The 23033-nt window shown below is 67.6% G+C and carries 18 protein-coding genes and 1 riboswitch; of the genes, 12 read left to right on the plus strand and 6 right to left on the minus strand.

What is annotated here, in order from left to right:
- Positions 1 to 32: 32 nt before the first annotated feature.
- Positions 33 to 195: riboswitch (cobalamin riboswitch) on the plus strand.
- Between the two features lie 37 nt (positions 196 to 232).
- The 3 genes from ABD357_RS15175 to ABD357_RS15185 all read left to right on the plus strand — a co-directional run bounded on the left by ABD357_RS15175 (position 233) and on the right by ABD357_RS15185 (position 2610).
- Complete coding sequence (locus tag ABD357_RS15175) at positions 233 to 466, plus strand: CbtB domain-containing protein (RefSeq protein ID WP_344390511.1); 234 nt, start codon at positions 233 to 235, stop codon at positions 464 to 466.
- A 25-nt stretch (positions 467 to 491) separates the two neighbouring features.
- Entirely contained in the window at positions 492 to 1256 is a 765-nt protein-coding gene (locus tag ABD357_RS15180; RefSeq protein ID WP_344390512.1) for a CbtA family protein, read from the plus strand.
- Positions 1257 to 1431: 175 nt separating this feature from the next.
- Positions 1432 to 2610 (plus strand): acyl-CoA dehydrogenase family protein, encoded by a 1179-nt coding sequence (locus ABD357_RS15185; protein WP_344390513.1) that lies wholly within the window; start codon positions 1432 to 1434, stop codon positions 2608 to 2610.
- 540 nt (positions 2611 to 3150) lie between these two features.
- Here ABD357_RS15185 and ABD357_RS15190 read toward each other — a convergent pair.
- From ABD357_RS15190 to ABD357_RS15215, 6 genes are all read right to left on the minus strand, one after another.
- Positions 3151 to 4641, minus strand: a complete 1491-nt coding sequence (locus tag ABD357_RS15190; RefSeq protein ID WP_344390514.1) for a glycoside hydrolase family 43 protein — start codon at positions 4639 to 4641, stop codon at positions 3151 to 3153.
- Between the two features lie 70 nt (positions 4642 to 4711).
- Positions 4712 to 5455, minus strand: coding sequence for a cupin domain-containing protein (locus ABD357_RS15195; RefSeq protein ID WP_344390515.1), 744 nt, complete (start codon positions 5453 to 5455; stop codon positions 4712 to 4714).
- A complete protein-coding gene (locus ABD357_RS15200; RefSeq protein WP_344390516.1) occupies positions 5452 to 6375 on the minus strand; it encodes a DUF6807 domain-containing protein in 924 nt (307 codons plus the stop codon). Before ABD357_RS15200 ends, ABD357_RS15195 begins: the two co-directional genes overlap by 4 nt.
- Positions 6368 to 7495: a Gfo/Idh/MocA family protein gene (locus ABD357_RS15205; RefSeq protein ID WP_344390517.1), complete on the minus strand. Its 1128-nt coding sequence runs from the start codon at positions 7493 to 7495 to the stop codon at positions 6368 to 6370. Before ABD357_RS15205 ends, ABD357_RS15200 begins: the two co-directional genes overlap by 8 nt.
- 271 nt (positions 7496 to 7766) lie before the next feature.
- Positions 7767 to 9482: a substrate-binding domain-containing protein gene (locus tag ABD357_RS15210; RefSeq protein WP_344390519.1), complete on the minus strand. Its 1716-nt coding sequence runs from the start codon at positions 9480 to 9482 to the stop codon at positions 7767 to 7769.
- Between the two features lie 90 nt (positions 9483 to 9572).
- Entirely contained in the window at positions 9573 to 11573 is a 2001-nt protein-coding gene (locus tag ABD357_RS15215; protein ID WP_344390520.1) for an RICIN domain-containing protein, read from the minus strand.
- 468 nt (positions 11574 to 12041) lie between these two features.
- Here ABD357_RS15215 and ABD357_RS15220 point away from each other — a divergent pair, with 468 nt between their 5' ends.
- The 9 genes from ABD357_RS15220 to ABD357_RS15255 all read left to right on the plus strand — a co-directional run bounded on the left by ABD357_RS15220 (position 12042) and on the right by ABD357_RS15255 (position 22613).
- Complete coding sequence (locus ABD357_RS15220; RefSeq protein ID WP_344390522.1) at positions 12042 to 13841, plus strand: RICIN domain-containing protein; 1800 nt, start codon at positions 12042 to 12044, stop codon at positions 13839 to 13841.
- A gap of 267 nt (positions 13842 to 14108) precedes the next feature.
- On the plus strand, positions 14109 to 15137 hold the full coding sequence (locus tag ABD357_RS15225; RefSeq protein WP_344390523.1) for a LacI family DNA-binding transcriptional regulator: 1029 nt from the start codon (positions 14109 to 14111) through the stop codon (positions 15135 to 15137).
- 551 nt (positions 15138 to 15688) lie between these two features.
- A complete protein-coding gene (locus tag ABD357_RS15230) occupies positions 15689 to 17005 on the plus strand; it encodes an ABC transporter substrate-binding protein (protein ID WP_344390524.1) in 1317 nt (438 codons plus the stop codon).
- 70 nt (positions 17006 to 17075) lie between these two features.
- Positions 17076 to 19136 carry a beta-galactosidase gene (locus tag ABD357_RS15235; protein WP_344390526.1) on the plus strand — a complete coding sequence of 687 codons (2061 nt, stop codon included), beginning with the start codon at positions 17076 to 17078 and terminating at the stop codon, positions 19134 to 19136.
- Positions 19137 to 19166: 30 nt separating this feature from the next.
- Positions 19167 to 20078: a carbohydrate ABC transporter permease gene (locus ABD357_RS15240; RefSeq protein ID WP_149830988.1), complete on the plus strand. Its 912-nt coding sequence runs from the start codon at positions 19167 to 19169 to the stop codon at positions 20076 to 20078.
- 76 nt (positions 20079 to 20154) lie between these two features.
- Complete coding sequence (locus ABD357_RS15245) at positions 20155 to 20982, plus strand: carbohydrate ABC transporter permease (protein WP_344390527.1); 828 nt, start codon at positions 20155 to 20157, stop codon at positions 20980 to 20982.
- A 97-nt stretch (positions 20983 to 21079) separates the two neighbouring features.
- Complete coding sequence (locus ABD357_RS44715; protein ID WP_425584875.1) at positions 21080 to 21298, plus strand: hypothetical protein; 219 nt, start codon at positions 21080 to 21082, stop codon at positions 21296 to 21298.
- A 2-nt stretch (positions 21299 to 21300) separates the two neighbouring features.
- Positions 21301 to 21777 carry a DDE-type integrase/transposase/recombinase gene (locus ABD357_RS45005; RefSeq protein WP_486389222.1) on the plus strand — a complete coding sequence of 159 codons (477 nt, stop codon included), beginning with the start codon at positions 21301 to 21303 and terminating at the stop codon, positions 21775 to 21777.
- Positions 21778 to 21980: 203 nt separating this feature from the next.
- Entirely contained in the window at positions 21981 to 22613 is a 633-nt protein-coding gene (locus tag ABD357_RS15255) for a hypothetical protein (RefSeq protein WP_344390550.1), read from the plus strand.
- The last annotated feature ends 420 nt before the right edge of the window (positions 22614 to 23033 follow it).

Raw genomic sequence — 23033 nt, forward strand, 5'->3', positions numbered from 1 at the left:
CACGCTCCGGCACCGCGTGCGCCCTTGGCCGCCTCCCCGCTTCGCGATACGGTCTCGTCGATATTGACGACGGTTCGACGGAAGCCGGTGAGAATCCGGCACGGTCGCGCCACTGTAAGCCCGTACTGACCGCCACCCGCCAGGGGCGGTTCAGGCCGGGTAAGTCAGACCCGTGGCCGTCGTCCTGTGCACCACCAAGACGGGACGCGAGTTCCCCAGGAGGTCCTGCCACATGGCGCAGTCCATCGCTCAGCCGAGCGCAACCAACCCCGCCGCACCGGCCGCCGTGCCGGCCAAGCTGCCGATCGGCGCGATCGCCCCCTGGGCGGTCTTCTTCGGCATCCTGATGCTGGTCCTGCTCTACTTCGTCGGCGCCGAGCAGGGAGCCACCTCCCTGCTCTCCGGTGAAGGCGTGCACGAGTGGGTGCACGACGCCCGCCATCTGCTCGGCTTCCCCTGCCACTGACGGCGACGAGGAAGCGTACGAGCACATGGACTCAGCAACCGTCAGAAACCTCCTGGTGCGTGGCATGCTCGCGGGACTCGCCGCGGGCCTGCTCGCCCTGGTCGTCGCCTACTTCCTCGGCGAACCACGCGTCGACGAGGCCATCGCCTTCGAGGAGGCACACGCCCACGAGCACGGCGGCGAGGAACTCGTCAGCCGCACCATGCAGTCCACCGCAGGCCTGAGCACCGGCGTCCTCGTCTACGGCGTCGCGTTCGGCGGCATCGCCGCCCTCGCGTACTGCTTCGCACTCGGCAGGATCGGCCGCTTCGGGCCGCGTGCGAGCGCGCTGCTGCTGTCGACCGCGGGCCTGCTCGCCGTCTACGTCGTGCCGTTCCTGAAGTACCCCGCCAACCCGCCGGCCGTCGGCAACCCCGACACCCTCAACCAGCGGACCACGCTGTACTTCCTGATGGTCGTGCTCAGCGTGCTGCTGGCCGTCGGCACGGTAATCCTCGGCAAGCGCCTCGCGCCACGCCTGGGCAACTGGAACGCCACCCTCTCCGCGGGAGCCTTCTTCGTCCTCGTCGTCGGTCTGGCTTACGCGCTCCTGCCGTCCTTCAACAACGTCCCCGAGGGCTTCCCCGGCACCCTGCTGTGGCAGTACCGGCTGGCCGCCCTCGCGATCCAGGTGACGCTGTGGACGGCGTACGGCCTGCTATTCGGGTACCTCGCGGAGCGCATACTGGCTCCGCGTACGGCTGCCGCCCGGCGGGGGAGCGCCACACAGGCAACTCCCGTACCGCAGTGAGCAGTTGAGTCAAGAGATGGGCCCCCGGACAACCGGGGGCCTTTCCTTGTGCCATCCACTGTCACCCACTCCTGCGTGTTCCCAATTTCTGGAACACGTTCTACGGTGTGCGCCGTCAGGATCGGGCGGCCGGAGCAGCAGGCCAGTGGGAGCCCCGTGGGAGCCAGGAGGCGCCGTGCATCTCGAATACACGCCGGAGCAGCAGGAGTTGCGCACCGAACTGCGCGCCTACTTCACCGAGTTGGTACCGGAGGACGTGCACGCCCGGTACGCCGACCCGGCCGCGCAGAAGCGGTTCTACCGCGAGACCATCCGCCGGCTCGGCTCCGACGGCTGGCTCGGGGTGGGCTGGCCGAAGGAGTACGGCGGGCGCGGGCTGAGCCCGATGGAACAGTTCATCTTCTTCGACGAGGCGGCCCAGGCGGGCGTACCCCTGCCGCTGATGGCGCTGAACACGGTCGGACCGACGATCATGCAGTTCGGCACCGAGGAGCAGAAGGCGTACTTCCTGCCGAAGATCCTCTCCGGCGAGATCGACTTCGCGATCGGCTACAGCGAGCCCGACGCGGGCACGGACCTGGCCGCGCTCAAGACCAGGGCTGTACGGGAAGGTGACGATTACGTCGTCAACGGCCAGAAGATCTGGACGACGAACGGTGACACGGCGGACTGGGTGTGGCTGGCCGTCCGTACCGACCCCGACGCACCCCCGCACAAGGGCATCACCATGCTCCTCGTCCCGACCTCCGACCCCGGCTACTCCTGCACCCTCATCAACACCCTCGCCTCGCACGACACCACCGCGAGCTACTACGAGAACATCCGCGTCCCCGTCTCGCGCCGCGTCGGCGAGGAGAACAAGGGCTGGCGGCTGATCACCAACCAGCTCAACCACGAACGCGTCACCCTCGCCGCCCACGGCACCATGGCCATCCGCGCCCTGCACGACGTGCAGCGCTGGGCCATGGAGACCAAACTCGCCGACGGCCGCCGCGTCGTCGACCTGCCCTGGGTGCGCCGCCGCCTCGCCCAGACCCACACCAAGCTGGACGCGATGAAACTCCTCAACTGGCAGATGGTGAACGCCGTCCAGGAGGGCACCCTCACCCCGCAGGACGCCTCCGCCGTGAAGGTGTACGGCTCCGAGGCGCGCCGGGACGCGTACGCCTGGCTCATGGAGATCGTCGCCGCGGCCGGAGCCCTGAAGGAGGGCTCGGCGGGCGCGGTGCTCCACGGGGAGCTGGAGCGCGGCTACCGCTCGGCCGTGATCTTCACCTTCGGCGGCGGGAACAACGAGATCCAGCGCGAAATCATCTCGTGGATCGGCCTGGGGATGCCGCGGGTACGGCGTTAGCTGTTTGTGACGAAGATTTATAGTTGGCACGAAAGAGGGATAGTTGGCATCAAGATCACCCTCATTTCTCAGAGGTGACGGCGCATCACTTCGATGCACCTGGCTCGGGCCGCGTTCCCGACCAGGCCGCCGAACGTCTCGGGGCGAGGCAGCTTCGACCACATGTGGACCCTGGGATGGATCAAGCCCACGGAGTGGTGAGAGGTGAGGTGCGGCACCTCTCGGGCCGGGGCGTTCGACGTGCCGATCTTCGCCACGGCGTCGGTCCGTCGACGCACAGAAGGAGCCCCGCAACGCCCGCCGCGACGTCTATTGAACAGCCGTGCACACTGGACCGGGACGGTCAGCTCCCCAGAAGTCGTTCTGGTGGAAGCCGTGCGAGGAGGCACCCGCCGTCGGCTGAACGCCATGCCCGCGGGGGGCTGCGCGACGTCCTCGACGCCATGGGTACCTGGGCCATGTCGGTTCCGGATGCCAAGCCGGAAAGCGCCTCGTGAGGCAGAGCCTGGGGGATAGGAGTGAGTCCGTCACGGGACGGTGTCACACGAGTTGTTCGGCGAACCGGACCCGGCGGACAAGGACCTCCCGAGACTCGGTCCACAGGCCGACCAAGCGCCCGGTGAACCCGCCCGCCACTTCGGTGGAGAGATAGCGTCCGTCCAGGCGGGCGAGGACATCGGTGCCGGTTCCGTCACCGATGCCCAGTTCGATGTCGTCCGGTCCGTTCCAGGTCGGCGGCGTGGATCGGATGCGGAGGCTGACAGGGGAGTCGGGCAGCGGGCCGGAGCCGAGAGTCGTCTGGATCTGTCCGATCCGTGCGACGGCCGTGACTTGGCCGTCGGCGACGCGCAGCCCGTACCAATGAGCACCATCGAGCCGTAGCGCGACGGTGAACACACCCTCCCCTGGATCGACGAGGAAGTCGGCCTCCCAGTGGTCTCCGCCGACCCGCGTGAACAGGCCCGAAGGCTCGCCGGTCTCGCTCGGTGCGTGACGCACGACCACCCCTTCCGGCACGCTGCGGACGAACCGGTCGGGACGCTCCCCTGGCGAGACCCACCTGAGATGCGGTCCGGGCGCGGAGAAGTCGTCCTCGAAGTCCCGCTGCCCGGTGGGGACGCCTGCGCTCGCCGGCTTGAAGTGCGGCCAGTCCTCCACCCAGGAGACGTCGGCGAGGAACGTCTCACGCCCGTTGACGTGGAAGCGCGGACTGCGGCCGCGCGGCCGTGTACCGAGATACACCGCTGCCCACGTCCCGTCGGGGCGCTCCACCAGATCGGCATGACCGACGTTCTGGATGGGATGAGCCGTGCTGCGGTGGCTGAAGACCGGATTGTGCGGTGCTGCCTCGAACGGCCCGCGGGGACTGCGTGAGCGTGCGACCGACACCACGTGGCCCCGGTCGGTGCCGCCTTCGGCGATTACCAGGTACCACCAGTCGCCGCGCCGGTAAAGGTGCGGCCCCTCGGAATGGGCCAGGCCGGTGCCGTGCCAGATCCATCGCGGCTGCTCGAGGACCACGCCCTGCTCCAGATCGACCGCGACCTGCCTGATGCCGATCTCGGTCTCGGACCACGAGCAGTAGGTGATCAGGCACGTTCCCTCGTCGTCCCAGACCAGGTCCGGGTCGATGCCGTCGAGTTCGGTCAGGCACACCGGCGCCGACCACGGCCCGGTGGGGTCGGTCGCGTGGTAAACCTGATGACCACCGCGAGCATCGTCGATGTTCGTGGTGATCAGCCAGAACCGTCCCCCGTGATGGCGCAGCGTCGGAGCGTAGATGCCGCGACTCGACGGCGACCGGCCTGCGGGGAACTGGTCGTCCCTCGTCAGGGCGTTGCCGATCTGACGCCAGGACACCAGGTCCCGGGAATGCCAGATCGGGACGCAGGGGCTGTACTCGAACGACGAATTCGCCAGGAAGTAGTCCTCGCCTACTCGGCACACCGATGGATCGGGATACATCCCTGACAAGACCGGGGCGGTGGCCGCGTCGGCGCTCCTACCGCCTTCCGGCAGCATCGAACTCATGCGAAACACTTTCCTTGGTTCGAACCCGGGCTGATCAGCACCTGTTCGGACGTGTTCGGGTGGTGGGGCGTCACTGAGGCTCGGCCGATGTGCCGGCCCGGCGGGCCGGGTCGTAGGCGCGCAGGAAACCGCACATGCCCAGCGTCTGCCGGGGCGGTTGGGCGATACGTGAGACGGTCGCCTTGTACAGGTGGTTGAAGTCGCCGTTGCGCAGCGAATCGATCTGCCGCAGTGCCGCCTGTGCGGCGGCCAGCGCACCGTCGTCGACTGTCTTCTCCCAGGCATCCAGGCGTGGCTGGACGAGTCGCACGGCTGCCGCGCAGAAGTCCTCGTAGGCCGAGCGGTTGCCGCGCCGCCACTGGTGCGTCAGCTCCCTGAACCCTTCGATGGCCAGGTCCCTGCGTGCCTGGGCGCGCTCGGGGTCGCGGGTCCCGTCGGCGTCGAGGAGCGAGGCCGCGTCCGGATACGTCTCGGGGGAGAGGTGCGCGGGCGGGAAAGTCATGACTGCGTCGCCCGCCTCAGGAAGGCCGCTGTTCTGCATGACGACGATCACGCGCAGGTCTTCGTCGTTGATGGCGCGGTGGATCGTGCCAGGGGTGAACCAGACCGTGTCTCCGGGGTGCAGCTCGGTCGTCGTGTGGCCCTTGTAGTTGAGGGTCTCCAGCCGGCCGTGGCCGCTGACGACGACGTAGCACTCCGAGCAGACGAGGTGCATGTGGGGCGAGCCGCCGTGTTCGTCGTCCGCCGTGGGCCAGGGGTACACCTCGAGCTGGCTCAGTCCCACGGCTCCGGGGAAGTCGGGGAGGGCGGTCACGGCGTGAACCTCTGGGCGATCGGCTCGAGTTCACGGCGGTCCACCATGCGGTCGATGAACACGAAGCGGTGGCTCAGGGACAGGGTCTCACCGGGCTCGAGCTTGATCTCGGTGTCGAAGGCGGGCGACGGGTTGAGGCAGGCGAAGGCACTGCTGCGGGCGAACCACTTCAGCGGGACGGCGGCCGTGGTGGTGCCGGCGTAGGCGAGGACCGTGGCACCGCCGTCGATCTCGTCGTGTTCGCCGGTGATGGCCGCCCAGGCGCCCTGGGTGCCCATGACGGCGTCGCCTTCATGACCCCCGTCGGCGATGACGTCCGCGCCGGTCCATGCCCGGGGCCCGCGCCAGAACAGTCCGGTGTATCCGGCGTTGGGGCGGCCGTGTGCGGTGGGGCTGCCCAGTTCCAGCGGCACGCGGTGAACGTTGGTCAGGTCGGTGGTGAAGTCCAGCGCCCAGACGCCGTCTTCGGTGTCGGCGCTGTGGAAGCGAAGGGTGCGGGTCTCGTCGATCCACACCTCGTCGCTGGAGGCCACCCAGTCCAGGACCTCCGAGATCGACACCTCGATGCCGCGGTCGTCCTGCCGGCCGAAGCCGCGGTGCACCTGCCGTCCGTGGTTCTCGCGCCAGACGTAGCCGTGGCCCGGCGCCCCCTGCTCGAAGGTGGGCCCACCCCAGAAGTTGTCGCTGGACAGATGCGACCAGGTCATCTGCAGGCCCTTGTGCCAGCGGTGGTCCCAGGGCCGGTAGACACCCACGGGCGCACCGGAGAGGGTCTTCAACGGGTAGAGATACGGCTTGGGGGATTCCTCGAGAGGACTGTCCGGCCGGTAGACGTACGTGGCGAGGTCCGTGCCCGCGGCCGACACCACGAACTTGGTCCCGGCCTCGTCGTGTTCGATCCGGAAGTGAGTGTCAGACACCGGTCTTCTCCTTGTCGGCGTTGTCCTGGGCGGCGCGGAGGCGGCCGCTCATGGAGTGGTAGAAGGGGTTGTCCGGGGTGATCACGTCCGGGGTGACGGGACGTTCGGTCGTCGCCGACTGGTACAGGGCGGCGATGAAGGCCAGGACGCGGCGGCCGTCGTCACCACTGGCTTCGGGGCGTTGCCCGGCGCGCAGGGAGCGCAGCAGCAGGCGCAATTGCGCGGCGTGCGAACTGGCCTCGTCGTCGAGCGGTGCCCCGAGCTCGGCGGCCGTGGCCTCGGCCCGGTGAGGTGCGGGGGTCCACGTCCAGTGAGTGTTGTCGTAGCCGTAGAGGTGGGACAGTTCGACCGTGGCCTCGGGGAAGTCGAAGCGCAGGTAGCTGGTCTCGCGGGGGGAGAGGAGGCTGTTGACCATGGACACCATGGCGCCACTGGCGAAGCGGACCATTGCCATGGAGACGTCCTCGGTCTCCACCTCGCGGGCCAACGTGCCCACGGCTGCGCGGACTTCGGTCCATTCCCCCATCAGGGCCAGCATGAGGTCCATCTGGTGGATGCCGTGGCCCATGGTGGGACCGCCGCCCTCGGTCTCCCACTTGCCGCGCCACGGGACGTCGAAGTAGGCGTCGTCCCGGTACCACAGGGTGTGGCAGACACCGACCAGAGGAGCGCCGAGGCTGCCGGTGCGGATGTGCTCCCGCAGGGCCCGGGCGGCGGACCCGAACCGGTGCTGGAAGACGTAGGAGACGTAGGGGCCGCCCTCGCGCTCGTGGGCGGCGACGGCGTCGTACTCGGCGACCGAGAGGGTGGGGGGTTTCTCGCACCACACCGACGCGCCGGCGTCCAGACAGGCGGTGATGGCCTCGCTGTGGGCGATCGGGGGCGTGCAGACGATGACCAGGTCCGGGTGCTGCTCCTGGAGCATCCGGTCGAGGCTGTCGTAGGCGGCGGGAATGCCCCAGCGGGCAGCGAACGCCTCGGCGCGCCGCAGGTCGACGTCGACCACGGCAATGACGGTCGCCTCGCCGTTCTGGGCCTGGACGGCGGGCATGTGGCAGCCGTCGGCGATCTTGCCGGCACCGACGATCGCCACCCTCGCGGGCTGGCTGTACTCAGTCATGTGGCTCTTTCGTGGAAGCTCGGGCGGTGCCTGGGCGCGGCACCGGGGGTTCGTCAACCGCTGACGAAGAAGGTCGGTTCGACCTGCTCAGCCCAAGGCGTGCACGCGTGACCGTGCGGTCGAGGGGAACGGCTCTGTCGGACGAACTGGGCTCTCGCCGATACGAACAGGGCGGCAGCCCGAACGTAGTGAACGGTCACCATAGTGGTCAAGAGTTACGTAGTGATCGTTCACATTTTGCGTGATGCCCAACCGGGAACGCCGACCGGACTCAGCGGTTGACCGGGCCGCTCGACCCTCGCGGCACGAGGTGGAACAGATCCGCCACCTCGGACTTCGGCTCGGGCTCGCCGCGCAGGAGAGCGAGCAGCGACAGCATCGACTGCCGGCCGACCTCTTCCTTGTTGATGTGCACCGTCGAGATGCTCGGCGAGAAGTACCGGGTGAACTCCTCGTCGTCCCAGCCGAAGACGCTCATCTCCTCGGGCACCCGCGTTCCGCGGTCCTGGAAGCCGCGCAGCACCCCCAGTGCGACGTAGTCGTTGGCGGCCAGCACGGCCGTCACGCCGGAATCGTCGGGCAGGTCCCGCGCGGCCTCGTAGCCGGAGCGCACGGACCAGTCCCCGTCGACGACGCCGTAGGACTCCAGGCCCAGTCGCTCGACCGCCTCTACGTAGACCGCCCGCCGGTTGCGTGCCGAGGCCCAGTGCTGCGAGCCGGCGACGTGGAGGAACCGGCGGTGTCCCTGGTCCGCGAGGTGACGCAGGATCTCCTCGGCGGGCCGTCCGTCGGCCAGCCGTCCCCGGGACTGGAGTTTGTCGTCGTACTCGCCCAGCACCACCACGGGCCACTGCCCGGCGCCCTGGCCGCCGGCCAGGTCCCCCAGCGGCACCAGCGACAGCACCCCGTCCGCCTGCCGGGCCTCCAGCAGGGACAGCACGCTGCGGGCGCGCCGAGACTCGCCGCCCTCCAGCCCGACGACGTCGGTCATGTACCCGGCCTCGTGCGCCGCGGACGAGGCGCCCCTCAGCAGAGGGATCGGAACGAAGCCGCTCAACTCGGGCAGCACGATGGTGATCCGGTGGGACCGCTGCGTGCGCATCGACCGCGCCATGAGGTTGGGCCGGTAGTCCAGCTCGGCGACGGCACGCTCGATCCTCGCTCGCGTCGCCGGCTTCATGCCGCTGTCGTTCTTCAGGAACCGGGACACGGTCTGGTGCGACACGCCGGCCCGTTTGGCGACCTCCCATATGGTGGGCCGCTTCCTCTCCGGGGTGGAGGCCGTCCCCGGACCGGCGGCCTTCGCGGCGGGCCGACCGGCCTTCCGTGCCCGCAGAGGGCGCCCCGCCTGCTCGCACAGGAACTCCAGCAGCTCCGCGCCGGACGCGTCCGCGGGCAGTCCGTAGGCACCGGCGAAGCCCGCGACCCGTGGCGCGAGGTCGTCGACGCGCACGAAGCCACGGGCGGCGGCTTCGGCGACGAACGTGCCCGTACGGGCCGCGTCGGCACGGGCTTCCAGCAGGTCGACGACGGTACGCGGCACGGTGGTCACGGGCAGCCCGTCGACGACGGTGATGTCCCCGGCGTCCATGGCGGCGCGGTGCAGCACGACGGTCTCGTCACGAGTGGTACGGCGGGACGAGACCGTCAGCTCCACGAAGTCGGCGGGCCGGCCGCCGAGGCCGTGCACCGCGCACGCGGAGGTGTGGGAGACGACGCCCGCCCCGGAGCCCTCCGTACGGCGGTCCCGCGCCGGGGTCCCGGGATCCAGCCGCAGCCACGCCACCTTGATCCTGAGGTGCTCCGGCTGGGGAGAGGCGGCCAGGCGGTACACCCCGTGGCCCACACTCTCCAGCGCCCCGGACCGCTCCAGCCGCAGGAGCTGGACGCCCTGCACGCCGTCCAGCTTCGCCTGCGCGGTGGTCACCAGACCCCACTGGCCGGCGGCCCTGGCGTCCAGAGCCCGCAACACGTCGGCCTGAGTCATGCAGCAATCATTACACGGGCACCCTGCGCCGTCCCCTCCCCCGCGTGGACCGCCTTTCCGGCCTCGCGGGGGACGGGACGGCGGGGGCGGCTACTTCGGCTGGAACTCCCAGACCGTGTTCGCGTCCTGCGTTCCGGTGTTCCACTTCGCCTCACCCGCGGAGTTCCCGTACAGGTAGGCCCTTCCCGTGTGGGTGTTCCTGACGCGGAGCCCGCCTGCCGCGACCCCTTCCAGGTCCCAGAGCGAGGTGTCCGAAACAGTGCCGGTGTTCCATATGACGTTGTTGTCTGCGGCGCCGGTCTCCAGATAGAAGCGTCCCGTTCGCGCGTTCTTGATGGTCCAGGATCCGGACGAGTCCTTGGCGACGATCCAGTCCTGGTCGTCGTAGATGGTCCCGGACGAGAGGATGACCGCACCGTTCGCATCGGTGTCGAGGTACTTGCCCGAGGACGTGTTCCTCAGCTTGTACCGCGCGCCGCTGACGAGGTAGGCGACCCGCACGCATTCGCCGGCCGCCAGGGCGATGACGGTGTCCCCGGACACGGTGCTGTACGCCTTGGTGCCGGACTTCACCCAGGTGTCGTTCGCGTCGTACTGGCCGATTTCGACGGACCGTACGACGCCGATGGTTCCCGGCAGTGTGAACGTGGCCTGGGTCGTGGTGGTGAAAGCGAACTCGGCCGCACCGCGACTGACGCCGAATGCCTGCGCACCGCTCGATGTCGTAAACGTGATGTTGACGCCGCCCACGGGCTTGGTGGTGGTGCTGCTGGCGGTCGCGCTCCGGTTGAACGTCTGCAGGTCGGTTCCGCCGCGTTCCACCGGACGCTTGCTGGCGAGGTCCCGGTGGATCTTGTTCAGCACGTGGTTGAGTCGGGCGACCTTGTCCGAGACGGCCTTGCGGGTGACGACCTTGGTGGTGGGGTTGAAGTCGTACAGGCCGTGGTTGCTGCTGCCCGTGCTGGAGTCGGGGTCCAGGGCGGCGTACAGATTGAAGGCGGTGTTGCCGGCGATGCCGTTGAACTTCTCGACGTCCGCTGCCGGGGTTCCTCCGAAGTTCTCCATGATCATGGGGAAGTTCTTGCCCTGGGCCCAGACGGCGTCCCTGCCGTAGTTGTAGAGCGTGTCGAGGCCCGTGGTGTACGGGTCCTTACCGAAGAAGTCGATGGTCGACGTGCCCTGGGCCCTGAGGACCTCGTTCTCGGCGACCGGCACCGTGTCCCCGCTGCCGGCGATGTTGGTCCGGGTGTACACCGAGTAGTCCGACTGCTTGATCACCTGTCCCAGCTGGGTCAGGTAGTCCAGCAGCACGTCCTTGCGGAACTTTGTCGCGTCGGTGTACCCGCCGCTGTTCCAGCGGTCGGTGCTGTAGGTGCTGTAGCTGCGGTCGATGGACGAGCCGCCTTGCTGCTTCGACACGTTCGGTTCGTTCAGCACCTGGATGCCGACGACGGTGTGAGCGGTGTCGGCGGCCGCGAGGTGGGTCATGAGCCGGCCGAGTACGAACTTCTCCCTGGCGAGCAGGTTGGGATCGGTCTTGTCCAGCAGAGGGTTGCCGTTCAGGGTCAGCCTCGTGCCGTCGGACCTCACCACGAACTGGTAGTCGTTCATCACGTAGGTCGGCATCCGGGCCGCCAGGGAGGAACCGGTCGATTCGTGGCCGAACCACAGGAGTTCCAGCTTGAGGCCGTACTCCCCGCACCAGGCCAGGTACCGGTCGATGTCGGTGAAGTCGAAAACGTCCTTCGAGGTCTCCACCTTCGACCACCAGATCGGGATGTTCACCACGGTGAACCCGTCGTCGCGGATCATCCCGAGCACCGGCTTCAGCTGGGCGTCCGTCCAGCCGAACGTGTACTTGTGCTTCTCGTACCGGAACTGGACGCCACTGTGGAAGAAGGGCTTCCCGTCGACCATCAGGGTGATCTTGTCGTACGTGGACTTCGAGGTGTCGACGTGGGACACCACGCCGCCGGCCGCGGCGGCCCGCGGGAGGCCGCCGACGAGGTTCAGCGCCATGCCCCCGAGGGCTGCCGCCCCGCTCGTGGCGAGGAATCTGCGGCGCGACCAAGGGCCGGTGTTCGACTTCATTGCACTACCTCCGTGTCAGGTGAACTTCTGCCGGATAGTGAACGATCACGATTGAGGGTTCGGCGGTGCCCGTCAGGAACCTTCGAGGCAGAGGGGTCGGGCGCAGGGGCGATCGAGCCGACAGGTGATGGCGAGGCCCTGGCGATCAGATGGTGGCCGAAACCAACGATGGCGCACATAAGACTGGCTGAAACGCTTGTGTGTCAATGGTGTGAACGGGGGGAGTTGCTTCGCAGTCCAGAGCCGGTCGGCTCAGGTCGTGCCGGTGGGACCCCCACGTAGTGAACGATCACCCGCAGACATCTTGACTGCTCAGGTGAACGATCACTAAGTTGCCCCTGCTGTTGTCGGACACCTCATCGCTCCCGGTACTTCGTGGCTTTTCTGTGCGCCCTCGGGCCGAGCCACGGCCGGGCACCTTCCTCCCCGCCGGGCACCGGTCGGTATCACCAGATCAAGGGAGATCACGTGTATACGGTCATGCGCAGAACGGGCCGTCGGCCCCGAAGATGGGCCGGCTCCCTGGCCGCCGGCACCCTGCTCCTCGCGGCCTTCCTCACAGCTCCGGCCGCCTCCGCCGCCGAAACCCCCGGCGCGACGTTCACCAACGAGACGTTCGACGCTCAGACGAACCCCGCGAACTTCGGTTTCCCGGTCGGGGCCGCCATCGGCAACGGCGTACTGGATGTTACGAAGGGCATGGGCAACTACACGACGTCCGTGCGGCCGTTCGCGTCGTCGATCGCCCAGGAGAAGACGCTCGACCTGCGGTTCGACTGGAAGACGGCCATCACCAGCACCGGGATGAAGACCGGTCTGGAACTGCGCGACAGCGCCGGACACCTCGTCTTCGGGCTGGCCGCGACCGCAGCGGAACTCCGCTACGCCGTGACCGGACCCGACTCGGACTCCACCTCCGCTCCGGACTCACTCAATCCCACCTGGACCAAGATCAGCTTTGACCGGACCAAGTGGTACACGGTCGATCTGCACATGGACTTCACCCTCCACAAGGTCCAGTACACGATCACCAGCAAGGAGGCCGCGCCGATCGTGCTGGCCTCCGGCACGAAAACCATCACGGGGACCAACCTGGCGAAGTTCGTCGCCTGCAACTACTACGGCAGCGGTGTGCAGTCCATCGACAACTTCCGCCTGACCCGCCCCGCGAACCCCGCTTACGGATCCCTCACTGGCTCGTCCGTCTACGCCTTCGGTGACAGCATCGTCTGGGGGCACAAGTACTCCCGCAGCTTCATGAATTTCCTCGCCGAACGTGAAGGCATGACGCTGACGAAGTATGCGGTGAACGGTGCGACCGTGGGTCCGACCAGCAATCAGATCCTCACCCAGGTGCAGAACGCCAACGCGCAGGCGCCCGACTTCGTCGTCTTCGACGGCGGCACGAACGACGCCGGCGAGATCTACACCAACCACACCTACACGGTCGGCACCGTCAGCGCCTCCCAGGACCCCGCCACGTTCGACACCGGCACGTACGCCGGAACGCTCGAAACCACCATCCGCACGATGCGGCAGAAGTGGCCGTCCGCCCAGCTCGTGTACGTGGCCGCCCACAAAATGGGCTCGCGGGACTGGGACACCCAACTCGCCCTGCGCCAGGTGTACCTGCAAGCCGCTCAGAAGTGGGGCATCGCGGTGGCCGACGTCTTCGCGGACGCGACCCTCGACACGCGTGCTGACGCCCAGCGGGTGGCGTACACGTTCGACAACCTCATAAACACCTTCCCAGGCAGTGGCGGCACCGGGACGCACCCGAACATCGCAGGCATGACCGACTTCTACGTGCCCGTCCTCAACTCGACACTGTCCCAGCTGGCCGACACGACGACGCTCAAGGCGCGGCACTCCGGCAAGTGCGCCGAGGCGGTCGGCTCCTCGACCACGGCCGGCGCCGCGATCGAACAGGCCGGCTGCTCGGGCGGCGACGACCAGCGGTGGCAGCTGCACGACGTCGGCGGGGGCTACTACCAGATCCTCTCCCGGCACTCGGGCCTGTGCCTGGACGTGGCCGGCTCCTCCACGGCGAACACGGCCGCGATCGTCCAGCAGACCTGCGACGGCCGCCCCAGCCAGCAGTGGCGGCTGAGCGGCACCGGCACCGGCTACGTCGCAATCATCGCCCGTCACTCCGGCAAGTGCCTCGACGTGGACCGGGCCCTCATGACGGACGGGGCCCGACTGCTGCAGTACACCTGCTGGAACGACGAGTCGCACACGAACCAGCACTGGACCGTGCAGGTCTGACATGAGGAACGCGAGCCGCCGGGTGACGGCGGATTCGGCGGCCGGCCGCACGGCCCGGACAGGGACCATGCGGTCGGCCGGGCCGGACGATCCGCAGGGCAGCCGGGCTCGACCGGCCCATGCGTTCGGGTCCGGCGAGACGGCAAGAGGAAAGGACCCGGCCTGCCATGGAGAACTCGGCAGTACAGTACCGATGGGCGTGCGGGGCGTGGAGATGCGGCGGGGGGCGGCACGGTGGACGCGGGACCGGAGAGAGCGGAGCGGGACGTGAAACGGCCGAAGCCGCCGTCCAGAAAGCGTCCCACCATCCTCGACGTCGCGGCGCACGCGGGGGTGTCGCATCAGACCGTCTCGCGCTTCCTGCGGGGCAACGGTGGCATGAAGCCGCAGACGGTGGCCCGCATAGAACAGGCCGTGGCCGAGCTGGACTACCGGCCCAACCTGGTGGCGCGGTCGATGCGCACCCGCAAGTCGAACCGCGTCACCGTGGTCCTGCCGGCCATGACGGCCTTCGTGCCCTCGCAGATCCTGCGGGGAGCGTCCGCCGAGGCACAGGCGGCCGGTTACCTGCTGGACATCGTCGGCCTGGAAGGCGACGAACGGGTCAGGGGCGACCGCGTCCGCGCCCTGCTCGACTCCGGTCAGGCCGAAGGAGTGTTGACCTTCACCCCCATCGGCGACCTGGAGAAGCTGGGGCTGGACCATACTCCGACCGTCGTCATAGGTGAGTACGACGACCAGATGCGGTCCCACGGGATCACGGCTGACGGCGAGCCGGCCGCCATGATCATCGATCACCTCGTCTCCCTGGGCCATCGGCGTTTCGTCCATGTCGCCGGCAGCACGGACTGGATGTCGGCACGCAAGCGACGCGAGGTCTATCTGCGGACGGTCGCCGAGCGGGGCCTGGAGAACTACGCCGTCATCGACGGTGACTGGTCCGTGCGGTCCGGATACGACGCGGCCCAGGGCCTGTCGGCGGACTCCGGTGTCACCGCGGTCCTCGCCGCCAACGACGACGTCGCCATGGGCGTGATCCGTGGCTTCCAGGACCGCGGGTGGCACGTCCCGGAGGACGTGAGTGTCTTCGGCTGGGACAACCAGGAGTTCACCGCGTACTTCAACCCGTCCATCTCCACCGTGGATCTCGACCGCGAGGCCCTGGGCCGGCGGGCCATGCGGGCCCTGCTCGCCCGCATCCGCGAGGAGACCGAGCCGGAACTGAATCTGGACCTCGACTGCCGCCTCGTGCTGCGCGAGTCGTCCGGACCGGCGAGGACGAACCACACCATGTAGCCCGTCGGCCCCACCAACCGGCCGTCGTACAACGGGCGTCCGGGCGGACATACGCGCCCGAACCCCCGTCCGCAGCGCGCGGAACACGCTGACCCGGCATGTTCGCGCACGGTGGCGTTCCGCTTCCGTACCGGTCCGGAACCGGTGAAGTCGCACTAAGTACCCAAGCGTTATGTAGAGACCTCTTGACCGAGATGTAGCCGGTTACTACGCTCACCGCGTGAACGTTCACTATTGCTGACGCACACAGCCCTCAACTCGGCACGACGCTCGCGGTCAACCCCGCGGATCAGCTCGGCACACCGACCCAAGGCTCCAGCGTACGTTCACAACAACCCCTGTCAGAGCCGCTGCGGCCCACCCGGGATCCCGACGAGCCGGGCCAGCGGCAGGCAACCGGTTCGCAAGTAACTTTCGCGGCCCGCAAAGCAGCCGAGTTGTGCAGTTGGCCGCCACGCGGCGAAACAGCCGGCGTCCTACGCCGGCTTCCTGAGACGACGTTTCCCCCGTCTGGGCACACCGCCCAGTGATGGCAGCAGAGGAGCCCCACCATGAACCACTCGTCCCGTCCGAGCAGACGCTCTCGACTCCGTGCGGTCGGCATGACCTGTTCGGTCTTCGCCCTCGTCCTGTCCGCAGGCTGCGCCGCGGACTCCTCCGGCAACGACGGCGGCAAGACCGCCATCCGGTTCAACTGGTGGGGGTCGGACGTCCGGCACGAGCAGACCAAGCAGATGATCGCGTTGTTCGAGAAGGAGCACCCGAACATCAGCGTCCAGGTCGAGTACTCCAACTGGGACGACTACTGGAAGAAGCTGTCGACCAGCGCGGCCGCCGGTGACATGCCCGACGTCCTGCAGATCACGGACCCGTTCATGTACTCGTACATCGACAACGGGCAGCTGATGGACCTGAAGAAGGTCAAGGACGTGCTGAACACCGACAAGCTGCCCCCGAACTCGATGTCGATGACGACCGTGAAGGGCGGCCTCTACGGCGTCCCGGCCGGCGACAGCGCGTTCGGCGTCGCCGTGGATCCGGCGGCGTTCAAGAAGGCCGGTGTGCCCATTCCGGACGACACCAAGTGGTCGTGGGACGACTACGTGAAGACCGCCACCGCCGTCGCCAAGTCGAAGTCGAAACTGGTCGGCAGTGTGATGCCTCTCTACCCCAACATGGTGGGCCCGTGGCTGCGGCAGCACGGTGAGGACTACTGGACCGAGGACGGCAGCGAAATAGGTTTCGCCGAGAAGACCATGACCGGCTACTGGGAGTGGGTCGTCAGGCTGCGTGACAGCGGTGGCACGACCAGCCCCGAGGCAGCGGTCGAGGCCCTGGCCTCAGGAGCCGGTATCGAGCAGAACCTTGTCGCCCAGCACAAGGCGGCCATGACCGAGATGTCCGTCACCCAGCTCGGCGCGCTGGAGGCCGCCAGTGGGCGCGAGACCAAGCTGCTGCTCTTCCCCGGCGAGGACGGTGCCGCCCAGGTCGGCGCCTACACCAAGCCCGGCGTCTTCTACGGGGCCTCGGCGCGGACGGAACACCCCAAGGAGGCCGCGCAGCTGCTCGACTTCCTGGTCAACTCCCCCGAGGCGGGCAAGATCGGGAAGTTCGACCGCGGTGTTCCCGTCAACCCCGACGTGCTCAAGGCGATCACGCCCGAGTTGTCCCCCGCTGAGAAGCGGATCGCCGACTACCTGCGCCGTGCCAACGCCCTGAAGCCGACCGCGGTGCACCTCCCCAACGCGAAGGCCGGTCCCGCTGTCCCGGAGATCTTCCAGCGCCTCAACGAGGACGTGCTGTTCGACCGCCTGTCGCCGAAGGCGGCGGCCAAGAAGTTCATCTCCGAGATCAAGTCCCAGCTCTGAGCTGCCACATGTAGTAGCGCTTCCGGAAGGAATCCCCGCTGTGTCCGATCCGCGCACGAACGATCCGCGCATGAACACCTTTCGCAGTCGACTGCCGGGAGTCGTCTACGGCGGGGACTACAACCCGGAGCAGTGGCCGAGGGAGGTGTGGCAGGAGGACGTCCGGCTCATGCGAGCCGCGGGCGTGCGGCTCGTGAGCCTGGGCGTCTTCTCCTGGGCCATGCTGGAGCCGGCCGACGGCGAGTTCGACTTCTCATGGCTCGACGAGATCATGGACCTGCTGTGGGCGAAAGGCATCCATGTCAACCTCGCGACGCCGAACGCCGCGCCACCTCCGTGGCTCGCCACGGATTTCCCCGAGATCCTGTCGGTGGACCGGCAGGGAGTGCGGCACGGCATCGGCAGTCGAGGACACTTCTGCCCCTCCTCCCCTGTCTACCGGGACCGCAGCCGGCGCATAGCCACCAAGCTTGCCGAGCGGTACGGGAGCCATCCGGCACTGGCCATGTGGCACATCGGCAACGAGTACCACTCCGACTGTTTCTGTGACCTGTGCGACGACCGCTTCCGCGAGTGGCTGCGGCAGCGCTACGGCACCCTCGACGAACTCAACCACCGGTGGGGCACCGAGTTCTGGAGCCAACGCTACGGCGACTGGTCCCAGGTGCACCTGCCCCGACCCGTGCGCGGCTGGGTCAATCCCACCCGTGAACTGGACTTCTCCCGCTTCACCTCCGACCTCCTGCTGGAACTGGTCACGCAGGAGCGCGACCTGCTCCACCAGATCACCCCCGATGTGCCGGCGACCACCAACTTCTTCGGGTGCCGGCTGACCGACAGCCACCGGTGGGCGAAGGAACTCGACGTCGTCGCGTTCGACTGCTACCCCGACCCCGGCAAGCCGCACTCGATGTCCGTCGCCGCCTTCCAGTACGACCTGATGCGCACCCTGCGCGACGGGCAGCCCTGGATGCTGATGGAACAGGCGGCCGGCGCGGTGAGCCAGTGGAAGACCAACCAGGTCAAGCAGCCTGGCCGGATGCGTCTGGGCTCCTACCAGGCCGTCGCGCACGGCTCCGACGCGGTGATGTTCTTCCAGTGGCGGGCCTCACGCCAGGGGCAGGAGAAGTTCCACTCCGCGATGCTCCCGCACGGCGGAGAGAAGACACGGACCTGGCAGGAGGTCAAGGCCCTCGGCAACGAACTGCGGGCCATCGACGAGATCGCCACAGCGCGCACCAGCGCCCAGGTCGCGATCGTCTGGGACTGGCAGAACTGGTGGGCCGTGGAAGGCTGCGCCCACCCGGACAACGCCTTCGACTACCGGGACACCGTCGCCCGGCACTACCGGGCCCTGTGGAACAGCCAGGTCGCCGTCGATGTCGTCACCCTCGACGACGATCTGTCGCCCTACCGCGTCCTGGTCATCCCCAACCAGTACCTGATGACACGTCAGCACAGTGCGGCTGTGCACAGGTTCGTGGAGGACGGCGGCCATCTCGTCGTCTCGTACTTCTCCGGGATCGTCGACGAGGACGACCGGATCGTCGAAGGCGGATATCCGGGGGCCCTGCGCGAGGTCATCGGCGCGCACGTGCAGGAGTTCTCTCCGCTGCCCGCCGAGGCCACGGTGCCGGTCCGGGCGGCAGCCGAACCGACCGCCCTGACCGGTTTCCTCGCGACCGCTTCCCTGTGGCAGGACGACCTCGAAACGGAGACCGCCCGACCGCTCGCCGTCTACCGAAAGGGGCATCTCGCCGGCAAAGCCGCGGTGGTCGAGCACGAACTAGGCCAGGGCCATGCCGTGTACGTCGGCACACGTCTGGACGACGACGCCCTCGAGGCCCTGGTGCGGCACGTCCTGGATCGTGCCGGGGTGCGACCGGTGCACGCCGCACCACGAGGCGTCGAGGTCACCGAGCGACGGACGGACACGAATGTGTACCTGTTCCTGCTGAACCACCGGCAGGACAAGGCGACCGTCACCCTCGACCGCTCCGGCACCGACCTGATCACCGGACGCCACCTGGAGGCCGGGCAGACGCTCGTCCTCGACGCGGCGGACGTCGCCGTCGTGCGCTGTCCGCTGTCCGCATCGCAGCACGCCGAGCCGTCGTCGAGCGACTCCTGAACCCGCACCCGAACCAAGAACCCGAGGACGATGACTGTGCTCCGCAGCCCCCTCAGCCAGGCGGCCAGAAAAGAAGAACGGACCGCATGGGTCTTCCTGTTGCCGTGGTTCGTCGGCATGGCCGGCGTCACGCTCGGCCCGATGATCGCCTCGCTGTACTTCTCGATGACGGACTACAACCTGCTGAGCTCTCCCGAGTGGGTGGGCTTCGAGAACTACAGCAAGATGCTCGACGACCCCCGATTGCGCACATCCCTGAGCGTGACCTTCGCCTACGTCGCCCTGAGCGTGCCGTTGCTGCTGGCGGTCGCCCTCGCCCTGGCGATGATCCTCAACCGGGGCATCAGGGGACTGGCGTTCTACCGGTCCGTCTACTATCTGCCGTCGCTCCTCGGTGCCTCGGTCGCGGTGGGCATCCTGTGGCGACAGGTCTTCGGCACCGACGGCCTGGTGAACAAGTTCCTCGGACTGTTCGGCATCCACGGGCCCGGCTGGATCTCCAACCCGGACACCGCGCTGTACAGCCTCGTCGTCCTGCACGTGTGGACCTTCGGCTCTTCAATGGTGATCTTCCTGGCCGGTCTGCGGCAGATCCCCGAGCAGTACTACGAAGCCGCCGCCCTCGACGGCGCCGGCCGCTGGCACCAGTTCCGGCACGTCACCGTGCCACTGCTCACCCCGATCATCTTCTTCAACCTCGTTCTGCAGGTCATCAGCTCCTTCCAGTCCTTCACCCAGGCATTCGTCGTCAGCGGGGGGACGGGAGGTCCCTCGGACTCGACCCTCTTCTACTCGCTGTACCTGTACGAGGAGGGCTTCGGCCGGCTCCACATGGGATACGCCTCGGCCATGGCGTGGCTGCTCGTGGTGGTCGTCGGTGCCCTGACCGCGATCAACTTCTACTTCAGCAAGAGATGGGTGTTCTACGGTGACGGTAAGTGAGATGACACTCCTGAAGGCCGAAGACACTCCTTCGCCTGCTCCTGCGCCTACTCCCGCCGCGCAGCGCCGTAGGAGGGTGGCTCGCATACGCGCGCTCACCAAGCACGTCGTGCTGATCGCCTTCGGCCTCGTGATGGTCTACCCGCTGTTGTGGATGATCGCCAGCTCGATCAAACCGGACGCTCTCATCTTCCGTGAGCCCTCCCTGCTGCCCACGGAGACTGACTTCGGTCACTACTCCGACGGCTGGAACGCGCTGTCGCACCCGTTCGGGGTGTACCTGACGAACTCGGCGATCGTCGTCCTGGGGGCACTGCTGGGCAACCTGGTCAGCTGCTCCATGGCGGCCTACGCCTTCGCGCGGCTGCAGTTCCGCGGGCGCCCGTTCTTCTTCGGCATGATGATGCTGACCCTGATGGTGCCGATCTACGTCCTCATCATTCCGCAGTACGTGATGTTCTCGGAGATCGAATGGGTGAACACGTTTCTCCCGCTGATCGTTCCCAAGTTCCTCGCCACGGACGCCTTCTTCATCTTCCTGATGATCCAGTTCTTCCGGAGTCTGCCCACCGAGCTGGACGAGGCGGCCAAGATCGACGGAGCCGGGTACTGGCGTATCTACTTCCAAATCCTGCTGCCCATCTCGTTGCCGGCCCTGGCCACCACCGCCATCTTCACCTTCATCTGGACGTGGAACGACTTCCTGGGCCAGTTGATCTACCTGACCAATCCGGAACTGCAGACCGCACCCGTGGCCCTGCGCAACTACGTCGACGCCACCAGCGGGGCTTCATGGGGATCGCTGTTCGCGATGTCCGTCGTCACGCTGATTCCGGTCTTCATCGTCTTCCTCGTCGGCCAGCGCTACCTCGTCAAGGGAATCGCCACCACGGGAATGAAGTAGCTCTGTGTCGGCGACGGCTGAAAAGTGGACCAGGGGCGGCGCTTGAAAGTTGGCCCCCTCCAGGGGTCTGGCTCGTTGAGTGAGGCCGGGAGGAGTGGTGATCAGCGTGGAGGACTGGGCGGAGATCCGCCGGCTTCATCGGGCCGAGCAGATGCCGGTTCGGGCGATCGCGGACGACGCGCCGCTGAAGTATCAGCGGGCGCCGAAGGGCTCGATCGCGGACGCGGTCGAGCCGCAGATTCGTGAACTGCTCGAGCAGTGGCCTGAGATGCCCGCGACGATGATCGCTGAGTGGATTGGCTGGGACCGGGTCTGACGGTGCTCAAGGACCGGGTCCGGGACCTGCGGCCGGCCTATCGGCCTGCGGATCCGGCCTCGCGGACGGTCTATGAGCCGGGCGAGATCGGCCAGTGCGACCTGTGGTTCCCGCCAGCCGACATCCCGCTCGGCTTCGGCCAGGTCGGGCGGCCGCCGGTGCTGGTCATGGTCGCGGGCTACTCTCGGTGGATCACCGCCCGGATGCTGCCCTCCAGGTCGGCGGCCGACCTGATCGCCGGGCACTGGCGGCTGCTGACAGAACTGGGCGCCGTCCCACGGGTGCTGGTCTGGGACAACGAGGGCGCCGTCGGCTCCTGGCGATCCGGCGCCCCAACTCACAGACGAATTCGCCGCGTTCGCCGGACTGCTGGGCATCAAGTTCCTGCTCTTCAAGTCACGGGAGCCAGTAGCCAAGGGCCTGGTCGAACGGGCCAACGGCTATCTCGAGACGTCGTTCCTGCCCGGGCGGGGTGTTGACTTCGCCGGCCGACTTCAACATCCGACTCGCCGACTGGCTGACCAGGGCCAACCGGCGCATCCACCGCACCTTGCAGACCCGTCCGGCGGACCGGCTGGAAGCCGACCGCTCCCGGATGCTCACCCTGCCGCCGATCGCCCCACCGGGCTCAGCCGCAGACGCTCACCGGGCGCCGCCGAGATCGCCGGTGGTCGCTGGCCGCGTGCCGTACAGATCCAGCCGCCGTGCATCCCTGCGCTTGGCTCAACTTGTCACCGGCGTCCCTTGGATCACCTGCGCTCCCGAACTCGGCTCAACGAAGAGCATCGCCGCCAAGATCCTGACCCGGCTCGGCGACGAACTGCAGACACTGGCACTCTGGCCTGACTTCGAAGCCCGAGTCGACCAGATCGCCGACTGTTTGGAGTCCGACCCCAACCGCATCGACTACGGCCAGCACCGTCGCGCGCTTGCCACTTGGAGCATGCCGGATGAGCACCGGCGTGCTCTCACCGCTGGCATCCCCCGCCTGCGTCGTCTCCACGAGCGTGCCGATGCGGACGTCGGCACCGTCCTGACCTTTCGCCAGGTCACGCAAGGCCATTACGTGCATAGCCCCACCATCCGGGCCCGCTCCCGCGGCGCCGCACGTGCCGCACTCGTGGGCAAGCTGGGTCCTCTGATGGCCGGCGATCTTCGCAAGGAGCGCCTGCGTCTGCACCACCGCGTGACGGCCTACGCCGACCACATCGCCGAAGCGTGCGACCAGCACGGCTGTCGGGATCCCCTCCTGCTGAGCCAGGATGCGATGCGGCTCACGGGACGTAGCTTGGAGCATTTGGGTGACGAGGGATGACCGCCCGGAAGCTGCGAACACGGGGCCGCTGACGACCTGATCGCTGTGCAGGCCTGGTCGGTGCCGGGCCCAGTGCCAACTACGACTCCAGGGGCAATGGCCCGTGCAGATCCGTAATGCGCGTCTCTATCCCATGGCCAGAGCTGCACCATACGTCAGGTGAGGACTGCCGTGACCGAGACTTCCAGGTGCATTTCGATGGCCGACTGCGGTGTGACATCCCTTGTGACCTGCGCTGTACCAAAGTGCCAACTATCTCTCTGATTTCGTACCGACAGTTGCTGAACATAGTTGGCATCAGTGCAGGTCATGAACGTTGGCTAGTAGGACTCCGTTAGGTCTGTCTTGATCTTGGTGTGGTCCTGGTGGGCAGGGGTTGGTGGCAGGTGGCGCAGATGCCGGTCCAGCAGTTCAGCAGGT

The organism is Streptomyces vastus (assembly GCF_039532825.1).
GTDB lineage: Bacteria > Actinomycetota > Actinomycetes > Streptomycetales > Streptomycetaceae > Streptomyces > Streptomyces vastus.